23 protein-coding genes are annotated in these 23,552 nt (G+C 34.8%); 8 read left to right on the top strand and 15 right to left on the bottom strand.

Features of this window, described 5'->3' with window-relative positions:
* Positions 1 to 8 precede the first annotated feature (8 nt).
* From AAEO57_RS03470 to AAEO57_RS03460, 3 genes are all read left to right on the top strand, one after another.
* Positions 9 to 1,061, top strand: a complete 1,053-nt coding sequence (locus AAEO57_RS03470) for an HlyD family secretion protein (RefSeq protein ID WP_341689512.1) — start codon at positions 9 to 11, stop codon at positions 1,059 to 1,061.
* A 1-nt stretch (position 1,062) separates the two neighbouring features.
* Positions 1,063 to 2,646, top strand: coding sequence for an MFS transporter (locus tag AAEO57_RS03465; protein ID WP_341689510.1), 1,584 nt, complete (start codon positions 1,063 to 1,065; stop codon positions 2,644 to 2,646).
* A 194-nt stretch (positions 2,647 to 2,840) separates the two neighbouring features.
* A complete protein-coding gene (locus AAEO57_RS03460) occupies positions 2,841 to 3,500 on the top strand; it encodes an HAD family hydrolase (RefSeq protein ID WP_341689508.1) in 660 nt (219 codons plus the stop codon).
* A gap of 61 nt (positions 3,501 to 3,561) precedes the next feature.
* Here AAEO57_RS03460 and AAEO57_RS03455 read toward each other — a convergent pair whose 3' ends face one another.
* The 7 genes from AAEO57_RS03455 to AAEO57_RS03425 form a co-directional block, all read right to left on the bottom strand.
* On the bottom strand, positions 3,562 to 3,879 hold the full coding sequence (locus AAEO57_RS03455; RefSeq protein ID WP_007805184.1) for a 2Fe-2S iron-sulfur cluster-binding family protein: 318 nt from the start codon (positions 3,877 to 3,879) through the stop codon (positions 3,562 to 3,564).
* Positions 3,880 to 3,947: 68 nt separating this feature from the next.
* Positions 3,948 to 4,427, bottom strand: coding sequence for a hypothetical protein (locus tag AAEO57_RS03450; RefSeq protein ID WP_341689500.1), 480 nt, complete (start codon positions 4,425 to 4,427; stop codon positions 3,948 to 3,950).
* Between the two features lie 212 nt (positions 4,428 to 4,639).
* Entirely contained in the window at positions 4,640 to 4,879 is a 240-nt protein-coding gene (locus tag AAEO57_RS03445) for a NifU family protein (RefSeq protein ID WP_017494691.1), read from the bottom strand.
* 135 nt (positions 4,880 to 5,014) lie between these two features.
* Complete coding sequence (locus AAEO57_RS03440) at positions 5,015 to 6,145, bottom strand: Mrp/NBP35 family ATP-binding protein (protein WP_341689496.1); 1,131 nt, start codon at positions 6,143 to 6,145, stop codon at positions 5,015 to 5,017.
* A 247-nt stretch (positions 6,146 to 6,392) separates the two neighbouring features.
* Complete coding sequence (locus AAEO57_RS03435; protein ID WP_341689494.1) at positions 6,393 to 8,822, bottom strand: ABC transporter permease; 2,430 nt, start codon at positions 8,820 to 8,822, stop codon at positions 6,393 to 6,395.
* Between the two features lie 123 nt (positions 8,823 to 8,945).
* Positions 8,946 to 9,653, bottom strand: coding sequence for an ABC transporter ATP-binding protein (locus AAEO57_RS03430; RefSeq protein ID WP_341689492.1), 708 nt, complete (start codon positions 9,651 to 9,653; stop codon positions 8,946 to 8,948).
* Between the two features lie 118 nt (positions 9,654 to 9,771).
* Positions 9,772 to 11,016, bottom strand: coding sequence for an efflux RND transporter periplasmic adaptor subunit (locus AAEO57_RS03425; protein WP_341689490.1), 1,245 nt, complete (start codon positions 11,014 to 11,016; stop codon positions 9,772 to 9,774).
* A gap of 157 nt (positions 11,017 to 11,173) precedes the next feature.
* Between AAEO57_RS03425 and AAEO57_RS03420 the strand changes: the two genes are divergently transcribed.
* From AAEO57_RS03420 to AAEO57_RS03410, 3 genes are all read left to right on the top strand, one after another.
* Positions 11,174 to 12,517 carry a sigma-54-dependent transcriptional regulator gene (locus tag AAEO57_RS03420; RefSeq protein WP_341689488.1) on the top strand — a complete coding sequence of 448 codons (1,344 nt, stop codon included), beginning with the start codon at positions 11,174 to 11,176 and terminating at the stop codon, positions 12,515 to 12,517.
* Positions 12,518 to 12,676: 159 nt separating this feature from the next.
* Positions 12,677 to 14,002, top strand: a complete 1,326-nt coding sequence (locus tag AAEO57_RS03415) for a sensor histidine kinase (RefSeq protein ID WP_341689486.1) — start codon at positions 12,677 to 12,679, stop codon at positions 14,000 to 14,002.
* Positions 14,003 to 14,245: 243 nt separating this feature from the next.
* Entirely contained in the window at positions 14,246 to 15,454 is a 1,209-nt protein-coding gene (locus tag AAEO57_RS03410; RefSeq protein ID WP_341689484.1) for a L,D-transpeptidase family protein, read from the top strand.
* A 1-nt stretch (position 15,455) separates the two neighbouring features.
* Here the strand turns inward: AAEO57_RS03410 and AAEO57_RS03405 are convergent, their stop codons facing one another.
* The 5 genes from AAEO57_RS03405 to AAEO57_RS03385 all read right to left on the bottom strand — a co-directional run bounded on the left by AAEO57_RS03405 (position 15,456) and on the right by AAEO57_RS03385 (position 19,515).
* Positions 15,456 to 15,782, bottom strand: a complete 327-nt coding sequence (locus AAEO57_RS03405) for an MGMT family protein (protein WP_341689482.1) — start codon at positions 15,780 to 15,782, stop codon at positions 15,456 to 15,458.
* A gap of 115 nt (positions 15,783 to 15,897) precedes the next feature.
* The gene (locus AAEO57_RS03400; RefSeq protein ID WP_341689480.1) at positions 15,898 to 16,536 is read right to left on the bottom strand and encodes a LysE family transporter; all 639 of its coding nucleotides are present in this window, start codon (positions 16,534 to 16,536) and stop codon (positions 15,898 to 15,900) included.
* A gap of 44 nt (positions 16,537 to 16,580) precedes the next feature.
* On the bottom strand, positions 16,581 to 17,258 hold the full coding sequence (gene trmB, locus AAEO57_RS03395) for a tRNA (guanosine(46)-N7)-methyltransferase TrmB (protein ID WP_341689478.1): 678 nt from the start codon (positions 17,256 to 17,258) through the stop codon (positions 16,581 to 16,583).
* A 123-nt stretch (positions 17,259 to 17,381) separates the two neighbouring features.
* Positions 17,382 to 18,761, bottom strand: a complete 1,380-nt coding sequence (locus tag AAEO57_RS03390; protein ID WP_341689476.1) for an ammonium transporter — start codon at positions 18,759 to 18,761, stop codon at positions 17,382 to 17,384.
* Between the two features lie 262 nt (positions 18,762 to 19,023).
* Positions 19,024 to 19,515, bottom strand: a complete 492-nt coding sequence (locus AAEO57_RS03385; RefSeq protein WP_341689474.1) for a nuclear transport factor 2 family protein — start codon at positions 19,513 to 19,515, stop codon at positions 19,024 to 19,026.
* Positions 19,516 to 20,051: 536 nt separating this feature from the next.
* Here AAEO57_RS03385 and AAEO57_RS03380 point away from each other — a divergent pair.
* Positions 20,052 to 20,741 carry a hypothetical protein gene (locus AAEO57_RS03380; protein WP_341689472.1) on the top strand — a complete coding sequence of 230 codons (690 nt, stop codon included), beginning with the start codon at positions 20,052 to 20,054 and terminating at the stop codon, positions 20,739 to 20,741.
* A gap of 72 nt (positions 20,742 to 20,813) precedes the next feature.
* Here AAEO57_RS03380 and AAEO57_RS03375 read toward each other — a convergent pair whose 3' ends face one another.
* On the bottom strand, positions 20,814 to 21,128 hold the full coding sequence (locus AAEO57_RS03375; RefSeq protein WP_269234400.1) for an HPF/RaiA family ribosome-associated protein: 315 nt from the start codon (positions 21,126 to 21,128) through the stop codon (positions 20,814 to 20,816).
* A 208-nt stretch (positions 21,129 to 21,336) separates the two neighbouring features.
* Here AAEO57_RS03375 and AAEO57_RS03370 point away from each other — a divergent pair, with 208 nt between their 5' ends.
* Positions 21,337 to 22,068, top strand: a complete 732-nt coding sequence (locus tag AAEO57_RS03370) for a PmeII family type II restriction endonuclease (RefSeq protein ID WP_341689468.1) — start codon at positions 21,337 to 21,339, stop codon at positions 22,066 to 22,068.
* On the opposite strand, the gene dcm is transcribed toward AAEO57_RS03370, so the two are convergent.
* On the bottom strand, positions 22,041 to 23,288 hold the full coding sequence (dcm, locus tag AAEO57_RS03365; RefSeq protein ID WP_341689829.1) for a DNA (cytosine-5-)-methyltransferase: 1,248 nt from the start codon (positions 23,286 to 23,288) through the stop codon (positions 22,041 to 22,043). The two genes, AAEO57_RS03370 and dcm, sit on opposite strands and share 28 nt — an antisense overlap.
* 113 nt (positions 23,289 to 23,401) lie before the next feature.
* Positions 23,402 to 23,542, bottom strand: coding sequence for a DUF559 domain-containing protein (locus AAEO57_RS03360; RefSeq protein WP_341689827.1), 141 nt, complete (start codon positions 23,540 to 23,542; stop codon positions 23,402 to 23,404).
* Positions 23,543 to 23,552: the final 10 nt, after the last annotated feature.

Genomic DNA, 23,552 nt, shown 5'->3' with positions numbered 1-23,552 from the left:
AAAAAGATATGGTTAAGATAAAAAATGAAACTAAGAGAAATAAAACGTTTCATATACTAATAACAATTGTTGCGTGTACGCTGGTTGTAAGCGGGGTTATTTTGGGAATTTGGTTTTATGTGTTTAACCGAAATCACGAAGAAACCAATGACGCTCAGGTAGAACAATACGTTACGCCAATTATGTCGAGAATTACGGGTTATGTGCAGGAAGTTCGTTTTGACGAAAATCAATTTGTGCATAAAGGCGATACTTTGGTAGTGATCGATAACAGAGAATATCAGTCGAAATTGAATGTGGCTTTGGCTGATGTTCAAAACGCACAGCAAAATAATGTTGTGGCTCAGAAAAATGCTATTAACACAGCAAGTGCAACAGCGATTAATGAATCGCAATTGGAAGCCGCAAAGGCAAATCTTTGGAAAACTAAATTAGAATACGAAAGATATAAAGCTTTAGTAAGTGAAGAAGCGGCAACTTCTCAACAATTAGAGAAAGTTAAGGCAGATTACGAGTCGGCACAAGCACATTTTCAGGAAATGAAAAACAGAATTCATTCGGCTTCTTTAAGCACTTCTGTTGCTGAAGCGAATGTTCCAACAACACAAACGAATATTGCTTCAAAACAAGCTGTTGCAGATAATGCGGCATTATTTCTTTCATACACTGTAATCACAGCCCCTTACGATGGGTGGGTTGGAAAAAGAACCTTACAGCCAGGGCAAATGGTAAAAGAAGGGCAGTCTCTGCTTTCTATCGTAAGTAAAGAAAAATGGATTACAGCGAACTTTAAAGAAACGCAATTGCAATATTTAACTGTCGGGCAAGAAGTAGAAATCAAAGCAGATGCTATAAATGACAAAGTTTTTGTCGGAACAATTGCTTCGTTATCGCCTGCGAGTGGTGCGAGATTTTCGCTGCTTCCTCCAGACAATGCGACAGGAAACTTCGTGAAAATAGAACAGAGAATTCCAGTTAGAATTCAGTTAAAAGAACAAGATAAACAAACCGATTTTTTAAGAGCAGGAATGAACATTACGGTTGTTGCTGCACACAAATAAAATGGAAGATAAAAGTATATTTAAATCATGGGTTCCCAAATGGGCGATCATTATTATTTTGTTCGTTTGTTTGTTGCATTCCATGATTTTATTAGGAGTTTATTCCTCAAACGTAACGTATGCGGCGAGTTTTCTGGATATCGAGCCCGAAGATTTGCAGTTTGCGATGTGCGTAACGTATGGAACACTGCTGGCAACCATTTTAATAGAAGGCCGATTTTCGAGTTTTTTCCCTGCAAAAAATTACCTGATGGCAGTTTATTCTTTAATTGGAATTACGATTGTTTCATCGGCTTACATTACCAATTTTTCGGTTTTTTTATTAATGAGAGTTGCCGAAGGAATCCTGATGGCGCTTCCGGTAATTACGATCAGACAATTGCTTATTGAGCAGTTCAATACAAAAAACGCCATTATTATTGGGTTTTCATTTTACTACGGCGCGCTATTGTTGTCTACGCCATTTATTATGAATATTGCCGTTTGGTTTCTCGATCATTATGACTGGAAATACATGTTGTATGTTTCGGGCGGACTTCAGGTTTTAAACGTCTTTTTAATCTTAGTTACTTTCAGAGGGCACCGAATTACAAAGAAGATTCCGTTGTATCAAATTGATTGGATGAGTTATTTTTTGGTTTTAATTTCAATTCTTTGCGGTGCCTACTTTTTTGTTTATGCTGAGAAAAAATACTGGTTACACTCTTCAGAAATGGTTTTAATGCTGATGATTTCGCTTATTACAGGCGGATTATTCATTTTTAAAGAACGTTTGGTAAAAAGGCCGAGTTTCAATTTTGAAGTTATAAAATACGCCAATCTGCGAATAGGATTTTTATTGTTTTTTCTTTTCTATATCAGCAGAGCAACACTGAGTCTTTGTCATTCGGCAATGTTTTCCATCTGGAATTGGGATCCTTCTCGTGTTGCGGGCGTTCAGTATATAAACGGATTAGGAAACGTAATCGGACTTGTTTTAGCCGCATTTTTTCTGATGAAATCTGTCTCGACAAAAATTATTTTCATGATTGGTTTTACGCTTATTGCTATTTTCCATTTCTGGTTCACGTTTCTTTTTGTGCCAGATATTGCATTGAGCGATATTATCATTCCCTATATTTTGCAAGGAATCGGTGTGGGGTTTTTATTTGTTCCGCTCATCTTATTTACCACATCATCGGTTCCAGCAAATATGGCGGTTTCTTCGGGAATTGTCGGTGTTTCTGGACGTTTTTGGGGAAGTACAATTGGCTTCTGCGTAATGCAGAATGCAATGGTTTTCTTGAATAAAAAACACTTTCTTAAATTAAGTCGATTTGTTACTGGCGAAAATCCCGAAGCACAACAAACTATTGCAAGTACAACTCAAAGTTTTATTGCAAAAGGATATTCAGCAGATAATGCTAATGTTCTGGCCATGAAAAAGGTTTTCGGGACAATTGCCAAACAATCGACTTTATTGGCCGATATGGAAATTTATACCATTGTTGGTTATGGTTTAGTGGTTTTGATTATTCTAATTGCGTGCAATCAGCATTTGAGACAAACTATGACTTTGGTTAAAAATAAAATTTGGATTGGTTAAAAAGTTAATCTCCCGCAGATTTGGCAGATTGAGCAGATTCAATTTTTAAAATAATAAAAAGAAAAAATCCGCTTAATCTGCCAAATCTGCGAGAGTAAAATTTAGCGTATCTCCGCAAAAAACCTTTGCGAATCCCTGCGTAATAACCGCTTTATTGCCTTATCTTGCATCCGTTAAAAACAACAAACAAAATTATGAGCCAGCAATGTGTAATTTTTGATATGGACGGCGTGATTTGCCACACCAATCCCCATCATGTAGTCGCTTTTGAAAAGTTTTTCGATAAATATAAAATTCCGTACACCAATGAAGAATTTGAAGAGCATATGTACGGAAAGCACAACAGTTATATCATGACGCATTTCTTCAAACGTCCAATTACGGGAGAAGAATTGATCAGACTTGAAGACGAAAAAGAAGGAATGTTTCGTGAGATTTATAAAGATAAAGTCGAAACGATTCCGCATTATATGGATTTTTTAAACGAATTAAAATCTCGCGGATTCAAAACAGCAGTTGCTACATCGGCGCCTCGTGCCAATCTGGATTTAATTGCCAATTTTCTGAAACTCGGCGAAAAAATGGATTCGATGATGTCAAGCGAAGACGTTACATTTCATAAACCAAATCCGGAAGTATATTTAAAATCGGCAGAACGTGTTGGTGTTTCTCCGTCTGACTGTGTGGTTTTCGAAGATTCTTTTTCGGGTGTTACAGCGGGATTAAATGCAGGAATGAAAGTTGTTGGTGTTTTGAGTACACATACCAAAGAACAACTTCCTCCATGTGATTTTTACATCAACGATTACAGTGAAGTAAATGTAGATAAGATTCTGGAATTATTAAGGAGATAATTAATTCCAAAAGAAAAGAAATAGAAAACCTCCAGCCAAAACTGGAGGTTTTTGTTATGATTTAATATTCGGGAGCCAGCTCTAATTCCAGTCCTTCTAATTCAGTAGTAATTGGAATCTGACAACCTAAACGGCTATTAGATTTAACGTAAAACGCTTCAGAAAGCATGGCTTCCTCATCGTCACCCATTTCGGGCAGTGCAACATCATTTAAAACATAACACTGACAGGAAGCACACATGGCCATTCCTCCGCAGGTCCCTTCAACAGGAAGTTCATATGCTTTGCACAATTCCATGATATTCATTGCCATATCCGTCGGAGCCTGTAATTCGTGTATAACCCCCTCACGGTCTTTAATCTTTATTAATACATCCATTTTTATTATTGGAATTTTACTGATTTTGGAATTTGATAACGTGAACAAATTCCTGGATTTATTTTAAATTAACTTGATTTTAAACTAAATGCGTATTCTTTTCCATTGTTGTCTTTGATGTGCATTTTTGCACCCAGATAATTCCCACCTTTTTCCAGTAATGTTACTATTGCAATTACAGAATAATAATCATTATCGCCCTGAAAAATCAAAGTACCTTCATAAGTTGTATTCAGAACTCCTTGTTTATCAGTCTGTGCAGATATTTTTCTCGGATGAGAAAACTCAGCCGAACTGTAAGTTGCTTTGTTTGAGAATTTTGCTCTTCCTTCGCAAAAATCATACAAAAAATCATAATTTCCTATTCTGAGACTTCCGTTTTCCTGATTATTATTAATAGAAAAAACAATTTTACCTGCATAACTGTAATCAGACCATTCTCCAGAGTCATTAACCCAGGCTTTGTCTACAATTAAGGTTTCTGAAATTTGCTGCGCATTTACATTCAATGAAAATAATACTAAAAACAGAACGTAAAATTTTTTCATGATTTAAGATTTAGGGGTTACGTCACAAATTTAAGTTAAAATGCAACAATTTCTTAACCTAAAATCTTAAATCTTTACACTATTTTTTATTGAAATCGTAAAAAAAATAATGTTTTGACTGTTTCGTGTGAAAAATTATAGCAAAACAACTCAAATGACTGTTGTTTATGCTAAGTTTTTTTTACAACTGAAAAAACAGTAATAAATTGTCATTACATAATATTTACCACAGTTTCTATTTGTGGAGCATACTTTTTTATAGTGGTTTCTACACCGGCTTTTAGTGTCATTTGATTTACACTGCAGCTAATGCACGCTCCCTCAAGACGAACTTTAACATGTTTGTCGTCTTCTATCGAAATTAGCGTAATGTCTCCTCCATCAGAATTTAAAAAAGGTCTGATTTCATCAAGAGCCAATAATACGTTGCTTGTTAATTCTTCTGTTGTCATAATATTTAATGTGTCAATTAGAGAATGTGTCAATTAGAATGGATCAATTAGAAAATGTGTTAATTAGATAATTCTTCAATTACCTTATTATTCGTTTTCTAATTTTCTAATTGCCTCATTATCTCAATTATCTAATTAATTCTTTTTTACTGCAGAACATCCTGCCATTGTTGTAATTTTAATGGCTTCTGTTGCTGGTAAGCTTTCGTTTCTGCTTACTGTTTCCTGAACCACGTTTCGGGTGATTTCTTCAAAGACAGCTTCAATTGGAGATGCTGTCTGCAAAGCTGCCGGACGACCGTAATCTCCTGCTTCACGAATAGATTGTACTATTGGAACTTCTCCTAAGAACGGAACATTCAGGTCTTCTGCAAGATTTTTTGCTCCTGCTTGTCCAAAGATATAGTATTTATTTTCAGGTAATTCTTCAGGTGTAAAATACGCCATGTTTTCAATTATACCCAAAACCGGTACATTGATGTTGTCCTGCATGAACATGGATACTCCTTTTTTTGCATCTGCCAAAGCTACAGCCTGAGGTGTACTTACTACAACTGCTCCTGTAATTGGCAATGATTGCATGATTGAAAGGTGGATATCTCCTGTTCCCGGAGGTAAATCAAGCAGCATAAAATCTAATTCTCCCCAATCTGCATCAAAAATCATTTGATTTAGTGCTTTTGCTGCCATTGGGCCTCTCCAGATCACTGCCTGGCTTGGTGCTGTAAAAAATCCGATTGAAAGCATTTTGATTTCATAACTTTCTACAGGTTTCATTTTTGATTTTCCGTCAACAGTAATTGAAATAGGTTTTTCGTTTTCTACATCAAACATAATTGGCATTGAAGGTCCGTAAATGTCAGCATCCAAAACGCCGACTTTAAATCCCATTTTTGCCAGTGTTACGGCCAGATTTGCTGTAACTGTAGATTTTCCGACACCTCCTTTTCCGGAAGCAACGGCAATTATATTTTTAATTCCCGGAATAGCACGACCTTTAATTTCGACTTTTTCAGGAACTTCAACTTTAACATTAACTTTAATTTTTGCATCAGCCGATATTAATTCGTGAATTGTCTTTTTTACATCGTCTTCTGCTCTTTTTTTGATGTGCATAGCAGGTGTATGCAGTACCAGATCCACAACAACTTCGTCTCCAAACGTAATTACGTTGGCAACAGCGCCGCTTTCTACCATATTTTTTCCTTCTCCGGCTATGGTGATCGTTTCCAGTGCTTTAAGAATTTCTTTTCTATCTAATTTCATTTTTGATATAAGTATTTTCTAATGAATGAAATTAATTTTTAAGTCTTATTTTATTTAAACTAATTTCAGTTTGCAAAGATAAGGCATAAAGTTCAGATTTTTGCTGTTTTGAATTGTATTTGTTGATATTAGGATTGTTCAAAATAATCTTAAACTATTTTGTCAGCCGGAAATTTCTAAAAAGCAAATAAAAAAGAAACCCGCCAAATTAAGGTTCTGGCGGGTTTTAAAAAAAATGGTCTACAAGTTATTCGTATTTTAAATATTTTAGGATATCGATTTTAGTAACCTGATATGCTTTGGCCAAAACTATTATCAAAGTTAATGCCAATAATGAAATTAAGGCAATTATAAACGGAATCATTGACACATTAATTCTGAAAGCAAAATTTTCAAGCCATTTTTGCAATAAAATGTAAGCAGGTACAATCCCAATTACAAATCCCATCAAGCAGAACACTATATATTGTCTGGATAATTCTTTTAACAAAATATTGGTTTCTGCGCCTAATGTTTTTCTGATGGCAATTTCTTTCAGTCTCCTTTCCATTGAAAATGAAGCCAGAGCAAACAATCCAAAAACGGCGATAATGATTACTACTAAATTCAGAATAAAAAATAAATCTTTTTGTTTTACCTGTTCCTGATAGGTTTTGGCAAACCCCTTGTCTACAAATTCATAATCAAAAGGGTAATCCTGGTTGATGTTTTTCTTCCAATAGGCTTCTAATTTAGCCAGTGTTTCACTTAAATTATTTGGAGACACTTTTATATAAATATTATCAAAATTGTTCCACTTTAAGGTTTTCAGATTAACAAAAACCATTGGTGGCACTTTATCCTGTAATCCGGTGATATTAAAATCTTTTACAATACCAACCACCTTAAATTTTAAATTCCCTTTTTCATTACCCCAACCCGATGTTATAATTGTATTTACAGGGTTTTTGAGATTCAGTGTTTTGGCAAGCGTTTCGTTTATTAGCCAGTTGTCGATAGTGTCTGACGCAAATTTTGGAGACAAATCCCGTCCCTGAACAATTTTAATTTTCATCATTTCCAGAAAACCAAAATCCATTTCTACATTTCGGGGCTGAACAAAAATACCATTATGGGTTAACCCTGAACTTGAATTGGTGCTGTTTCCAAAAGAACCGGCAAAAGTTGAAACATCTTCAACTCCTGATATTTTTCGCAGTTCTTGTTTGGCGATCAGATATTTTTCTGTCTTTTTTGCTGATTCGTGATAATTTAACGGAATTTTGATGACCTGATCACCTGAAAAACCAAGCTCTTTGTTCATCATATAATGTACCTGAGAGTTTACAATTAAAGCACCGATGATAAAAAAGGCTGCAATACCAAATTGAAAAATCAACATCGAATTTCGGATCCAGATGCCGCTTTTACTTCTGGAGAAATTGCCTTTCAAAACCTTTAAAGTTTCAAAATTTGAGATGTAAATGGCAGGAAAAATCCCGGCAAGAATGATTACTAATCCAAATATAAAAATAAGCTGAAGGTAAAATTCACTGCCATTCATAGTCAGGGTTTTCTTCAAAAAAGTATTGTAATAGGGTAATGAAAGCTCTACTATTGCCAAAGCAAACACGATGGCTAATAGTACAATTATGGCGGTCTCAAATATGAACTGTACCATAATCTGGTTTTTAGTAGCGCCTACGATTTTGCGGACACCTACTTCTTTGGCACGTTTTATTGCTGAAGCTGTGGCGAGATTGACATAGTTTACCAAAGATAAAGTGAGGATCAAAACAGATAAACCTGCCATAATAAAAAGCAATTGCAGATTGCCTCTTCCTTCCGGAAAATTATTATTGCTGGAGCTTTTTGTACCGTGCAGTCGGGCTTTTGCCAACTGATCCAGAATAACGGTAATTTCTCCGTTTTCTTTTACATATTGTTCAGGGGTCTGGCCGTTTTCTTTTGCATCTTTTAAAGTTCTGTTAACATAATTTACATGCTGCATTTTTTTTAGCACTGTATTTATATCGGCTCCCTTTTTGGTTTTGATCATTAAACCGTAACTAAAATTCCCCCAGTTTTGATCATCGCCTTCCCTTTCGATTCCTCCAAAAACAAAATGAGGCTCAACAGACGACGGACGAATAATTTTATAAACTGATTTTACAATATAATCTTTGTTGTAGTAATTGATTGTTTTTCCTATTGGATCTTCTTTTTTAAAAATTAACTGCGCAGTTTCTTCAGAGATTGCAACGCTGTTTTTTTCTTTAAGGATATTGGTTTTGGCTCCTTTTATAATTGGAAAAGGGAAAATATCAAAAAAGCCATTGTCAGCCAGGGTTATTTTTTTATCAAATATCTTCTGATCCTGATATTTTACCAGCGCATCATTGTACCAGGAATTAAAAAAGCTTATCGCTTCAATCTCAGGAATAGTGGCCTTGCAGGTTTTTCCAAAAGGTATCGAGCACGATGACCAGGTATCTCCGGTCATACCAATTTTATTGAGTACCTGATAAGCGTTTTCTTTTTCAGGATTCCATTGGTCGTAAGCATGTTCATTATTCCAATACAAAATGGCAAAGATAATACTGGCAATTCCAATGCTTAGTCCGAGAACATTCAGAAAAGAGAATAGCTTATTTTGTTTTAAATGATAAATAAATATTTTAAACCAGTTATAAATCATGGTGTGTGTGTTTTATAATTATTTCAGTTTTGACAAACCGATTTTTAGACAATTGCGAATATTTTGCAAACAAATTCAACCAGAATTATGATTACAGCTACAATAAATTTTAGCATCTTTTAGTTATTTAGCGTCCATAAATACATCAACATTGCGTTGATTTAACTTTTCAGAAAATATTACACCGTCTTTCATGTGAATGGTTCGTTGCGAAAATGAAGCATCATAATCAGAGTGGGTTACCATCAAAATTGTAGAACCTTTAGCATGCAGATCGGTTAAAAGTTCCATTACCTCATTACCGTTTTTACTGTCCAGGTTTCCGGTTGGCTCATCGGCAAGAATAATTTTCGGGTCGTTTACCAAAGCTCTTGCAACCGCAACCCTTTGCTGCTGACCTCCTGAAAGCTGCTGTGGAAAATGTTTCAGACGATGTGAAATGTTTAGTTTTTCAGCAATAGCTTCAATTTTTTGTTTTCTTTCGGATGTTTTTACATTGTTGTAAAGCAAAGGGAGTTCGATATTATCATACACCGAAAGTTCGTCTATCAGATTGAAATTCTGAAAAATGAATCCGATGTTTTCTTTTCGAACCTGAGCTCTTCCTTTTTCTTTCAGGCCAATCATTTCCTGATCTAATAAGGTATAGCTTCCGTCAGTAGCGCTGTCCAGAAGTCCGATGATATTTAGTAAAGTAGATTTTCCACAACCTGAAGGTCCCATGATAGTTAAAAAATCACCTTTTTTAATTTCTAAAGAAATACCGCTCAAGGCCGATGTTTCTACTTCTTCTGTTCTGAAAACTTTGGTTAAATTTTGAATTTTTATCATTTTGTAAAGGTGTTAAAATGTGATTGACTCGTTTTTTGATTGATGATTGAACTTTTATAATTGTGAATTGTAAATTGTGAATTGACTGCTGTAAACTGACACTGCGACTGAAAACTGTCTACTGCGACTGAATAGAAAGCTCCTCAATATCCTTATAATCTGAATAAGATGATGTAATTACAGATTCGCCTTCTTTTAATCCTTCAAGAACTTCATAATACGAAGGATTCTCTCTTCCTAATTTTATGTTTCTTCTTTCGGCTTTATTTCCTTTTACTACAAAGATCCATTTTCCTGCCGTTTCCTGATTAAAACTTCCTTTTGGTACTACCAAAGTTTTACTTTTTTCAGATAAAATCAGTTTTACGCCAAAACTTAATCCGTCCTGCAATGCGATAGTTTCTTTAGAAGTAAAAGCCAGTTCTACGGTAAAATGACCGTTTTGTACTTCCGGAATTACTTTGGTAACCATTATTTCAAGAACTTTTCCTTTAAACTCTACCTGACCTTTTAAGCCTTCTCGAATTTTTTCCAAATAAAATTCATCTACATCGGCAGCCAGTTTGTATCCTTTTTTAGAATCAATTTTCCCGATACTTTCTCCCGCCTGAAATGTTTTTCCTAAAACCGGTTCAAAAGAAGTCAGCCTTCCGGATTCAGGAGCCGTAATCAGGAAATTCTTTTTGTTGTTTCGAAGGATCTCCAGACTTTTTTCCATGGTCTGAATCGAATGGTTAATTTGTGAAATCTGAACCTGATTGGACTGCTTTTCTTTTTGAATACTTTGCTGAATCGTTTTTTTGCGTTCTTCCTGAAAGCGTAAATTCTCTTTAAAAGTATTCCAGTCATTTTTCGAAATCACATCTTTATCATACAATTTAGAGTTCATATCGTACAGCCTTTTAGCATCATTATAATCATGTTCGATTAAAACCAAATCTTTATTCAAATTCAATTCCTGATTTCTGATACTCAGTTTTCCGGTGTTCAGATTATTGATTTGTTCGATAATAGCGGTTTCCTGAGTCAGGTAATTCAGTTCTGTGTTGGGGTTGTACAAACGGGCCAGCGATTGTCCTTTGGTTACCATGGCGCCGTTTTCTACAAAAATCTCTTTTACAGAGCCACCTTCTGTAACATTTACAAGCATTACATTCAATGGTTCAGCTTTGGCCTGAAAAACCACAAAATCTTCGAAAAAGGCTTTTTCAACTTTTTGAATCGAAATTTCTTCGGCTTTTACATTTAAAGTTCTTTTTGAATTAAAAGAAAAAAATACCAGAGCAGCCAAAGCTAAAAAAACGCCGATTGCTATTGTGAAATATCTAAATTTTCTATTTTTACGAGGAATTACCTTGTCCATTTTTTTAATAATTTACTGATAATCAAAAGGTAAATACTGTGCCATAAAATTTATTTTTTGTAAACCATTGATTTTAAAGAGACGCTGAAAACAATCCAAAAATTAAGTGTCCGATAATGAACAGTTGACCGTTCAGAACCGGACAAAAAAATAAAGCATGAGAAAAAAGCAAGCCCAAATATTGATTGTTGACGACCAGGAAGAAATTCTTTTTTCGGCCAAAATGATTCTTAAAAAACATTTTGAAACCATTTTCACGACGAACAGCCCGAAAAAAATCATTTCGGTTTTGAATGAAAATGAAATCAATGTCGTTTTGCTGGATATGAATTACCGAATTGGTTTTGAAGACGGACGCGAAGGAATTCACTGGCTGAAAGAAATAAAAACGCTTTCTCCCAATACAATTGTAATTTTAATGACCGCTTTCGGGAAAATCGACACCGCTGTTGAAGGCATCAAAATGGGGGCTTTTGATTATGTTTTAAAACCATGGAATAACGAAAAACTACTGGAAATAATTGATAAGGCTGTCGCCGAAAGCCGAAAAAACAACAAAAAACCTGTTGCTGAAAAAGCCGAAAAAAGATATTTTACAGGAACTTCCCAAAAAATAAAACAAGCTTATTCTATTGCCGAAAAAGTAGCCAGAACAGATGTCAATGTTTTGATTTTGGGCGAAAACGGAACCGGAAAATTTGTTTTTGCAGAATTCATACATCAGAATTCTACACGAAGAAAAGAGCCTTTTATTCACGTTGATTTGGGTTCTCTGAGTGATAATTTATTCGAAAGCGAACTTTTCGGATATGCAAAAGGGGCTTTTACGGATGCCAAAACGGATACGCCCGGAAGATTTGAAGCAGCGCAAAACGGTACTATTTTTCTGGACGAAATCGGTAATATTCCGCTTCATCTGCAATCTAAATTATTACATGTTTTACAGACAAAAACGGTGACGCGTTTAGGAGAAAGCAAAGCCAGACCTTTGAATGTCCGAATCATTTCGGCTACAAACAACGATATTAAGGCTGAAGTAAAAAACAAAACTTTCAGGGAAGATTTGCTATATCGAATCAATACGATGGAAATCAATTTGCCGCCTTTGCGTGAGCGAAAAGATGATATTGTTCCGATGGCCAATTTTGTTCTGGATCAGCTTGCAGAGAAGTACAATCAGGACAACTGGCGTTTTGAAGAAAATGTGGCGCCTTATTTAGAACGCTATCCCTGGAAAGGAAATGTTCGTGAAATGGAAAATAAGATTGAACGCGCTTTGATTTTAGCAGATAATAACACCATTTCTATAACTGATCTGGATATTCTTGATTTTGAAGAAATTCACGAAGACGATGAAAATCAGCTGTCTGAACTGGAAAAAAACGCCATAGAAAAAACACTTTTGAAACACCACGGCAACATTAGCAAAACAGCCGAAGAATTAGGTTTGTCCAGAGCGGCCTTGTACAGAAGAATTGAGAAATACGATTTGAAAAATTAAGAATCAAGAATCAAGAGTCAAGATTTTTTATCTGCTAAATCTGCCAAATCTGCGAGAGACTAAAATTTTGAGACAAGTTAAAATCTTTATAATCATTTCTTCCCGATAGCTATCAGGAGTGACAAAAAATAATCTGGGGAAAATTCAAAAAAATACTAAATGAAAAACTGGAAGTTCTATAATGCATTATTTGTAAGGGTGTTATTCGTAATGATCCTCTTTTTTTTCTGCGCTTTTCTGATTTATAAAATGTTTTATTACAACGCCATTTTAGTTGGTTCTTTTGGTTTTATAATGCTGGCCGAAATGTATTTTTATGTAAAAAAACAATTGCAGTTTTACGACAGGACTATATTTTCCATATTACAAAGTGATTTTACAACCAATTTCCCCGAAGAGAACAAAAAAGATAATTTTCAAAGTCTGTATTTATTGTATGAAACTTTAAAAGAACGCCAGCAGGAACAAACTTCAAAAGAACTGATTTATCGGTCACTTTTAAATAATATTGACAGCCCCGCTTTAATCCTTGAAAAAGAAAATGACGACTGGAATATCTTTTTAATGAATGATTCTTTTTCCAAACTTTTTAAAGTTCCGAAAGTAAGCCATTGGAAATATCTTAAAAATTACATTCCATCACTTTGTTACGAAATCGAAAAAACAGATTTCAGCGAATTAAAATCGGCCATTTCGATTAAAATCGAAGAGCAGGATTTGCAGACTTTTATACTTCAGACTTCCAGAACACAAACCTATAATAAAGAATATTTTATCATTTTACTGGATAGCATTCAGCGTGTTATTGAGAAAAAGGAGAAAGAAGCCTGGATCAATCTGATGAAAATTATTTCGCACGAGTTGATGAATTCTTTAACACCAATTCGGGCGCTTTCGCAGAATTTACTTCAAATAGTCGATCAGGAAAAACTGGAAGAAGATGATTTTGAAGATATAAAAGGCAGTATTTCAACAATCATTAACAGAAGTGATCATTTGCAGGATTTTGTAGAGAATTACCGTAAACTGGCTATGCTGCCAACGCCAACCAAACAAATGACTCCAATAAATGCGCTTTTCGAAGACTGTATCCGAATCATGAGTCCGGTTTTAAAAGAGGAAAATATAGAATTAATAAACGATACTCACAGTTCACGCTCGATTTTAATTGACAGAAATCAAATGGAGCAGGTCATCATCAATTTGATTACGAATAGTGTTTATGCATTAAAAGAAAAAAACGAAAAGAAATTGTTTATATCCAGCTATACAGACAATAATCGCTTTTTTATCTCGATTTCTGATAACGGAAAAGGAATCGATGCAGCCATTCAGGACAAAGTATTTCTTCCGTTTTTTACCACCCGAAAAGATGGCGCCGGTATTGGTTTAACACTCTCTAAAAACATTATTGAGGCGCATGGTGGCTACTTAAGCTACCAGACAGATAAAGACAAAACCAGCTTTGTAATTTGTCTTATTTAGTTTTAGGTATACTGGAATTCAGTCTTTTGTAATGTCAGATAATTCTCTGGTGTGAATTTTAATAGATGTTCATAATATTCTATAAAGCAATTCCTTGTGGGGCATTGTAAATTTGAAATACCCTAAATTTTTGATTTTCAATATTTAAAAATATAGTGAAAAACTCATTTTGAAGGTAATTCTAACTTAAGTTTCGCTGTTTTTTTAAATAAAGCAATTTTAAACATTTAAAAAAATAACATCATGAGACAATTAAATAAATTCATCCTAATTATAGCAACAGGTTTTGTATTCACTTCATTTGGCTTTAAGAATAAAGATATAAAGTCAAATAATAATTTGTATTCCAAAGAAAATCCAAAAGTTCAGAATAATTCAGATTCAAGTGGAGTGAAATCGAAATCATCACGTGAAGTCTATCTTTTATCCAGACAGTATGACCGTCTTGAAGCGGCTCTGGAAAAATACCAAAAAATTGAAAGAAAAAAATTGTGGAAAAAAATTGATATCGACAGTGCAACCTATAAAGAACTAAAACCTTTTGACAGTGGAGCTGTAGTCAAACAAATTCGTGAGCGTTTGTTTGTAGACGGTGATTTGAAAAGAGATTCTAAAAGCGATTTGTACGATGAAGAGCTAATGGCCGGAGTTTTAAATTATAAAAAAAGATATGGTCTTACTTTAAATTACAAACTTTCATTTGAACATATCAAACAAATGAACGAACCTGTATCGGAAAGAATCAAAACGATACAATTAAATATGGAACGCTGTCGTCTGATTCCTGAAAATTTAATAGACGCAAGAGATTATATTATGGTCAACATTCCGGCTTACAGATTATTATATGTAAGAAATGGAGTCAATGAGTTCGTATCCGATGTTTTCGTAGGAACTACATGGTCAGAAACCGAAATTTTTAGCAGCAACATGGATAAAGTGGTATTTAGTCCATACTGGAACGTGCCTCAGAGTATAATTGATAACGAATTAAAACTCAATATGGCCAGAGATAAAAACTATCTGGAAGATAATAATATGGAATGGAACGGAGGAAAGGTAAGACAAAAACCGGGACCTAAAAACTCTTTAGGACTCGTGAAATTTTTGTTCCCAAATCCGTTTGATATTTACATGCATGACACACCAGCCAAAAGTTTGTTTCAGTTTGAACAGCGTACATTTAGTCACGGTTGTATCAATATAAAAGAGGCCAAAAAACTGGCTCATGTAATCTTGAAAGACGATCCGGACTGGAACGATGAAATGATTGATAACGCAATGAACGGTGAAAAAGAAACGACCTGTATCCTAAAAAATAAAATTCCGATATACATAGGTTATTTTACAAGCTGGGTAAATGAAGAAACCGGTGAAATTTATTTCTATCCTGATGTGTATCAAAAAGATAAACCACAGCCCGAAGAAACTAAAAGCGTGGTGATGGAGTAAATCAGAGTGTGATTTCAGGTTGCCAGAAATGCTTATCAAAATCAACAATCTGATTGTTGATCACTTGGATACCTTCGTTTTCCAGAAGCTGTTGCATTAAATTGGTTCCGTCAAAATGGTGTTTTCCTGTCAAAAGGCCTTTTCGGTTTACAACTCTGTGTGCAGGCACATCATCCATATTGTGACAGGCATTCATTGCCCAGCCTACCATTCGTGCAGAACGCGCTGTACCCAATGCTTTTGCAATTGCGCCATAAGAAGTTACTCTTCCGTACGGAATCTGTCTGGCGATTGCATACACTCTTTCGAAAAAATTTTCTTCAGCCATAATTTGGTTGTTGCCACAGATTAAAAGATAAATTAGAATTGCTTTCACGATTGAACCACCTTTTTTGCCCTATTGCAAAAGCAGTCCGTTTCCTCTTTTAATCTGTGGTTTATTTTTACCCGAAATAATAATTCAGAATATTAAAAAGCGTCACAAGGGCTACCAGTCCTGTAATGCTTCCAATGATTTTATTCATATTCCGCATCAAGTAATCGGTTTTTTGTTCTATTTTTCCAAAGAAAGCAATATAGCAATAGAGTATCGCAAACGATCCTAAAACCGAACCCGAAACAAAAGTGAAAATAATATTGTTTTCGAATGCGAAAATATGATAGGAGGCCAGGGTAATGCTTACCAAAACGTAATAAGGTATGGGGAATAAATTCAGCCCGGAGAGGAGCATTCCCAGAAAAAAACGGCTTTTTTTACTACTCCTTTTTATTTTTGCTTTTTTTCTGCCTTTTGGTTCTTTAGCAATAAACCAAAAATAAATTGTCAGAATAGAAAAAGTAACACATCCTATTTCGCGAAGAACAATTACAACATCTGGTCTTTTGTCAATTACATGTGCAAAAAAAACAGCAACTGCAACCTGAAAAAAAATAACCAGAACAGCGCCTGCTACAAATGAAAGCGCATTTTTTCTTCCTTCTTTCGAATTAATTTTAGCTGCCGTCATATTAAGTAATCCCGGAGGAATTGTCCCAATAGCTGCAGCAAGAAAACCCGAAAATAAAGGAGTGATTAAGGTCATTCGGTTTAAGGAGATAAGATTAGAAATTCGTTTTTAAAACTAAATTAGTCTTTAATTTTAAAACGAATATACGTAATTGCCTTATTAATTTCTAAATATTGTTTTTCGTAAAAAGTCTGGATAGAAGTAACCACTTCCGGACTTCCTTCATTTTTATACACATTATGGTTTGCATATAAAACTTCGTGCCCTTCACCATGTAATAATCCCAAAGTATAACCGTGCATAAATTCGCTGTCGGTTTTTAGGTTTACAACACCATCTTTTTTGAGAATTTTTTTATACAATTTCAAAAACTCAGAGTTCGTCATTCTGTGTTTGGTTCTTTTGTATTTGATTTGCGGATCCGGAAAAGTAATCCAGATTTCGTCTACTTCGCCTTCAGCAAAAATATGATTGATCAATTCAATCTGAGTCCGTACAAACGCAACGTTATGAAGACCGTTTTCAACAGCTGTTTTGGCACCTCTCCAGAAACGGGCACCTTTAATGTCAATTCCTATAAAATTTTTGTCCGGGTATTTTTCTGCCAGTCCCACAGAATATTCTCCTTTTCCGCATCCTAATTCTAAAATCAACGGATTGTCATTTTTAAAGAAATCAGTATTCCATTTTCCTTTCAAAGGCATTAAATCGCCTGTAACTTCTTCTCTGGTTGGTTGAAAAACGTTTTGAAATGTTTCGTTTTCCCTGAATCTTTTTAGTTTATTTTTACTTCCCACTTTTTACAAAAATTTTCCGCAAAATTAAGCAATATAAACGAATGGGCGAGGTGTAATTGAAGTTTAAATTTTAGCCGCAGTATTTTCAGGTTTTACGCTGAGAAAGCTGCGGCTTATTTTTGGTTAGTAATGTGGTTCAGTAATTGGGCCTGATTTTGGATCCAGCGTTTCATCATGCTGGGACAAATCCAGTCCGATGTGTTCTGATTCTTCTGAAACTCGTAGCGGAATAATGAAATTCGTCACTTTGAATAAGAAGTAAGCTCCGAAGAAGGTAAAAATGGATACGAGAATTAATGCCATCATGTGATGACCAAAAACGCTCCAGCCGCCGTGCAGTAAACTTGCATTTTCACCGTGGGCAAAAATAGCGGTAAGGATCATTCCCATGATTCCGCCTACACCATGACAGGCAAAAACATCCAGCGTATCATCGAATCTTTTTGAAAAACTGCAGTTTACGGCTGTGTTTGAAACCAATGCTGTTATGAAGCCGAAAAACATACTTTCGGGAACCGATACAAAGCCTGCGGCAGGAGTAATAGCTACTAAACCTACAACAGCCCCGATACATGCCCCAAGAGCAGAAACTTTTCTTCCGTTTACACGATCAAAGAAAATCCACGTTAACATGGCTGCAGCCGATGAAGTTGTGGTGGTGGCAAAAGCCATAGCGGCAGTTCCGTTGGCAGCAAGTGCAGATCCGGCATTGAATCCGAACCAGCCAAACCATAACATTCCGGTTCCTAATAATACAAACGGAATATTGGTTGGAATATGCTGACTGTTTTTTCTTTTTCCTAAAACGATAACTCCGGCCAAAGCGGCAAATCCGGAACTCATGTGTACTACAGTTCCTCCGGCAAAATCTTTTACACCAAAGTAGCTTCCCAGAACACCCGTCGGATACCAAACCGCGTGACACAAAGGAGCATATATAAAAATCGTAAATAAACTAATGAAAATTAAATAAGAGATAAAACGAACGCGCTCAGCAAATGATCCTGTAATGATAGCAGGACAGATAATAGCAAATTTCATCTGAAACAAAGCAAAAAGCATAAACGGAATCGTACTGGCCAATTGTTTATGAGGCAAAACGCCTACATAATCCATAAAAGCAAAAGTGGTAGGATCACCAAAGAAACTGTAAAAATGATCTCCTGAGCCAAAACCAACCGGTTCCCCAAACGCAAGGCTAAAAGCTACTACAACCCATAAAAGTGTCACAACCCCAAGGCAGATAAAACTCTGCAACATAGTCGAAATAACATTTTTCTTGCCTACCATTCCGCCATAGAAGAAAGACAATCCCGGTGTCATGATTAAAACCAGACAGGATGAAGTAAGCATCCAGGCAACGTCTGCCGTTACAATGTGATCAGTGGTGCCAAATGTAGATAATACATAATTATTTTCTGTAACTGTTGGCCAAAATGCACCTATGATACAAACAATACTTATAATAATAAAGGAAATGATCCAGCGTTTTTCTATTTTCATTTTTCAAATACTTTATTGAGCCCTATTTTTTTTGGGGGCAAAGTTAAAAAAAAATAAATATTTTAATTTTAAGGGGTGGCAAAATAGAGGCTGTGTTTTTATTTTAGCAAATTTTATAAAATTAAGCAGCTTTTTTTGAGAGTATTCTATTTTAGACTTCTAAAGTTACGCTATTATTGCCAAATATTTTATAATGAAATTGATATTTTGAGAAGCAACACACTGTGAAAGCCCGAATTACAAGAAGAATGAAAGATATTGCTTATTTTTTTTGAAGTTTGGCAATCAGAATATCTTCAATGGGTGCTTTTATTTTCACAATTGCATCCACCTCGTCATTCGGAATGGTCATGGATAAAACGTAGTGCTGAATTTTCCATTCTTTTCCCACTTTTACCAAAACGCCTGAACCGCGGCAAATTTTCATCTGAGTATTCAGCAATTCGTCAAACCAGGCTATTTTTCCGGACTTGTCAAAAAAGATATGACGTTCTAAAGCGGTAAAATTCCAGGTTGTGCCTTTATCGAAATAAGGTTTTGCCCAACTTTTAAAATCAGGTTTGACCCAATTTTCGGTAGCATCTGTTCCGATGTAAATTGCATCTTCAGCCATGGCATTAAAATAAGCATCAAATTTTACATCGGCGGCGGCTTTGTGCCAGGCATCAAGTGTTTGGTTGATTTTGTCTTTTTCGGCATTTTGGGCATTTGCAAAAACAGTTGCGAATAAAAGTACAAGGATTGTCTTTTTCATGTATAAGATATTTGAAGTTTAAAGATAATAGAATGATTTTTAACTAAAGAAAGTTTCCCGCAGATTTAGCAGATTCAGCAGATAAAATTTTGACAGCTATGAAAAAATCTGCAAAATCTGCAAAATCTGCGAGCGAAAAATGGATATAAGCTTATTGTTGTTTCTCGTAAAGATGCAGAACCGCAAAGAAAATTAAAATAAAAACTTTGCGTCTTAGCGACTTTGCGAGATTAATAAAGACAAAGTATACCTAAGAAAAATACTTAAATTATCATATATCATTTTTAACAAAAGAAAGTTTCTCGCAGATTTAGCAGATAAAATTTTGAAAGCTATGAAAAAATCTGCAAAATCTGCAAAATCTGCGAGCAAAAAAAATATAAGCTTATTGTTATTTTCGTAAAGACGTAAAGTTTTTCGAATTCTCTTATATCCCTTTCTAATACTATTAACAAAGTAACTCAAAACTTAAATTATCTTATATCACTTATATGGTGGAAAAAATTTATATTTGAAAGCTTTTAAATACCTCAATCATGAATTCAAAAATCTACATAAGTTCGATCATTATTGCCTCCTTAGTTTTAATTTCCTGTAAAAAAGAATTAGAACCTCAGGAGAACACCGCAACCTCCGAATTGGTAAGATTAGGACTTGCAAAAGACACTTCTAAAACAGCCGCTCCGGTGGTACAGGCTTCGGCCACAAACCCGAATACAGTTTTAGGAGAAACAAAAGGACTGAATCCCGCTCATGGACAGCCGGGACACCGTTGTGATATAGCCGTTGGTGCACCTTTAAATTCGGCACCAACACAACAAGGGCAGGTAGCAGCTCAGGCACCGCAAACGGTTCAGGTCAATGCAAATCAGCCGAATATGGTTACGACAAAAACGGTAACTGCCGCTCCGGTAAAAGTAGGTAAAGGCATGAATCCGTCGCATGGTCAGCCGGGTCATAGATGTGATATTCCGGTTGGAGCGCCTTTAAATTCTCCAGTTACAAAACCAGCTACCACCACCACTACCGCTGCTGCTCCACAAAGCGGAACAGTCGAAAAATCTTTTTCGGTAACACCTCCGGCAAACAATGCGGTTCCTGCTTTGTTAAGTACCGAAACCGCAAATGCAAAACCCGTAGCGGCCAAAGAAGGAACAAACCCGGTACACGGTCAGCCGGGACATCGCTGCGATATTGCAGTAGGAGCGCCATTGCCGAAATCGTAAGAGGAAGGGACAAAGATGCTAAGAAAACCTTAGAGCCTTTGTCCCTTTGTTGCTTTGAACCTTCAAAAAAAATTAATGCGCTTTCATTTTTTCGAAAGTGGTAGTCAGTGATTTTTTGGCTTTTGCCAAAGCACCGCTAAAAGCTTTTTCAAGTGTATCAGCGTGTTCTGTAACAGTAAGCGGCTGTAAATTGGCAATGCGGACTTCAAGAACGCATTTTTTATCGTTTAAGCTGAATTTCTCTCCATTTTCATCTCCAAAATGCACTTCTATGCGGGTAATTTTATCTTCAAAACGTGCTAAACCTTTTTCTAATTCTTCAGAAAAATAGTTTTCTAATCTTGCGTGTCCTTCAATGTTTTTGTCGGTGTTGATTTGAATTTTCATAACGGTTTATATTTAATGATTGTTTCTCAAATCTATCTTTTTTTAGATGAAATGACAAGTGAGTTAAGGAAAGATTATGAAAAATTTTGCTTGGTTTTTGATCAAAGTTGAAATTATTGTTATAGAATAGGTTTTTGATTTAAGTTTAAAGAATTATGATTTCCAATAGATTAAAAACCTTATTTTAGCAATATAAAATTTTGAATAAATGGAGCAAATAACAGAAGAAGAAAAAATTCAGGAAGTTGTAGAGTATTTCAATATATATATCTTTGAAAACCATATCACTGCTTCAATTAATACACATTCTAAACTTAAAAACTATAATATAAATCCAATCGTTGTAAAGTATTTATCTAAAGTTTTAGAAAATGATTATACTCCGCTTGGGGTTGCAAAAGCATTATATTACCCAAGAGTTCTAGGAACTTCAATAAACACCTCTTTTGGAACAAGAATACAAAATATGTTTGTAGACTTAAAAATTGCTGAAGGCTCTTTAATTAAAGGAATGGATATTGAATTTATTGATAAAATTGATAATCGTAAAAAATGGTGTCAGTTAAAATCTGGACCCAATACTATTAATTCTGAAGATGTAAAACCTTTAATTAATAAATTTACTAATACTATTAATCTTGCGCGTACAAATAAAGCATTTAAAAACATTAATAATACTGATTTTATTGTCGGTGTTCTTTATGGTGAACAATCCGACTTGAGTATGCATTACAAAGTAATTGACAAAACCCATCCAGTAATAATAGGTAAAGAATTTTGGCACAGAGTTACAGGTTTTCCAGATTTCTATGATGGATTAGTAAAAAATCTTCAAATATTAATAGAGAACATTGATACTCAAGATTTAATAAATAAAGGTGTCGAAGAATTAGCTAAAGAAATAGAAATTTCTCAACTTTTCGAATTTAGAGAATCATAATATTGGTTTAAAAACTTAATAATAGAATATCCAACTTCCTTTCCTAAGTTAACAGGAACTGCATTTCCTATTTGTTTATATTGTTGAGCAACAGAACCTGAAAATTCCCAATCATCTGGAAAAGTCTGGATCCTTGCGTATTCGCGAACTGTAAATGGCCTTGTTTCTTCAGGGTGACATCTTTCTGTTTGTTTTTGAGCAGGGCTACAAGTCAATGTTAGACAAGGTTCATCCCAACCAATTCTTCTTGCAATTCCTGTTTTTCCACCACCAAGATAAAAGCTACCGCCCATAAATTCTTTTTGAATTTCAATTGGTAAATCTCTCCAGTATCCTTTTTGCGGAACTAATTTTAAAACTTCAACTTTGCTTTTAGGATACTTTGACCCTCCTGAATTTGGAACATCACAATCAAACAAATCACCTTTCTTTAAAGCATCTTTTAAATTGTAAATTTTTTTGTAAGGCTTTGGATATTCGTATTTTACATTAATATCTTTTCTAATACCAACTAAAATTAGCCTTTCTCTTTTCTGAGGTACATTAAAATTGATTGCTTTTAAGACTTGAATAGGAACAACATTATATCCGATTTCATCTAAAATTGAGATCATACCTTGAAGGGTTTTACCATTGTCATGGTTTAATAATCCTCGAACATTTTCTCCAATACAAATTGGAGGGTTTACTTCTTTTACTACTCTTGCAAATTCATAAAATAATGTCCCTCTAGCATCCGCTAAGCCAAGTTTTTTTCCAGCATAACTAAATGCTTGACAAGGGAAGCCCCCCGTAACAACATCTGCTTTATTATGGTATTCTGAAAAATTGAACTGTTTTATGTCTCCTTCAAGAACATTCCAATTTGGTCTATTAGCCCTTAAAGTTTCGCATGCCCACTTATCTATTTCGTTTAAAGCAACACATTTTAATCCAGCTTTCTCCATTCCAATGGCTAATCCGCCAGCTCCAGCGAAAAGTTCAAGAACGGTATAATTATTTTCTGGAATTACATGATTAGAAATGGTTTCTTGTATATCGTCATCTATAAAACTTGAAAATAAATTATTAATTTCAGATCTTTTGTACATCCTGTAATTGCTCATAGGTTCACGTACAGCACTCAATTTTCCTTCATTGTCCCAACGTCTTAAAGTCTCTTTACTCTTTCCTAACAATTCTGATGCTTCAGACAATGAAATATAGTCGCCCATAACCAAGTTATTTAACATTATACAATGGTTACAAAAATAAATAAAAAAGTTTCATAATTAAAAATGTTTATTGTTATAAATTAGAACAAAAAATAGCTGCTTTTTTATTTGTTTAAAGATCAATTAGATAAGAGAGAATTAAATGAATGAATTTTTGAGTTTCTTTTTTTTATTTCATGTTCCCAAAATCGAAAAACTTTATAGCCTAATTTTTCAACCCTTAGATTATTTTTATAATCCCGTTGCTTATTTTGTTCTATTTTAGCTATC

The organism is Flavobacterium calami, from assembly GCF_038290035.1.
In the GTDB taxonomy this organism is placed as follows: Bacteria; Bacteroidota; Bacteroidia; order Flavobacteriales; family Flavobacteriaceae; genus Flavobacterium; species Flavobacterium calami.
This window is presented reverse-complemented; position numbering and strand designations above follow the sequence as displayed.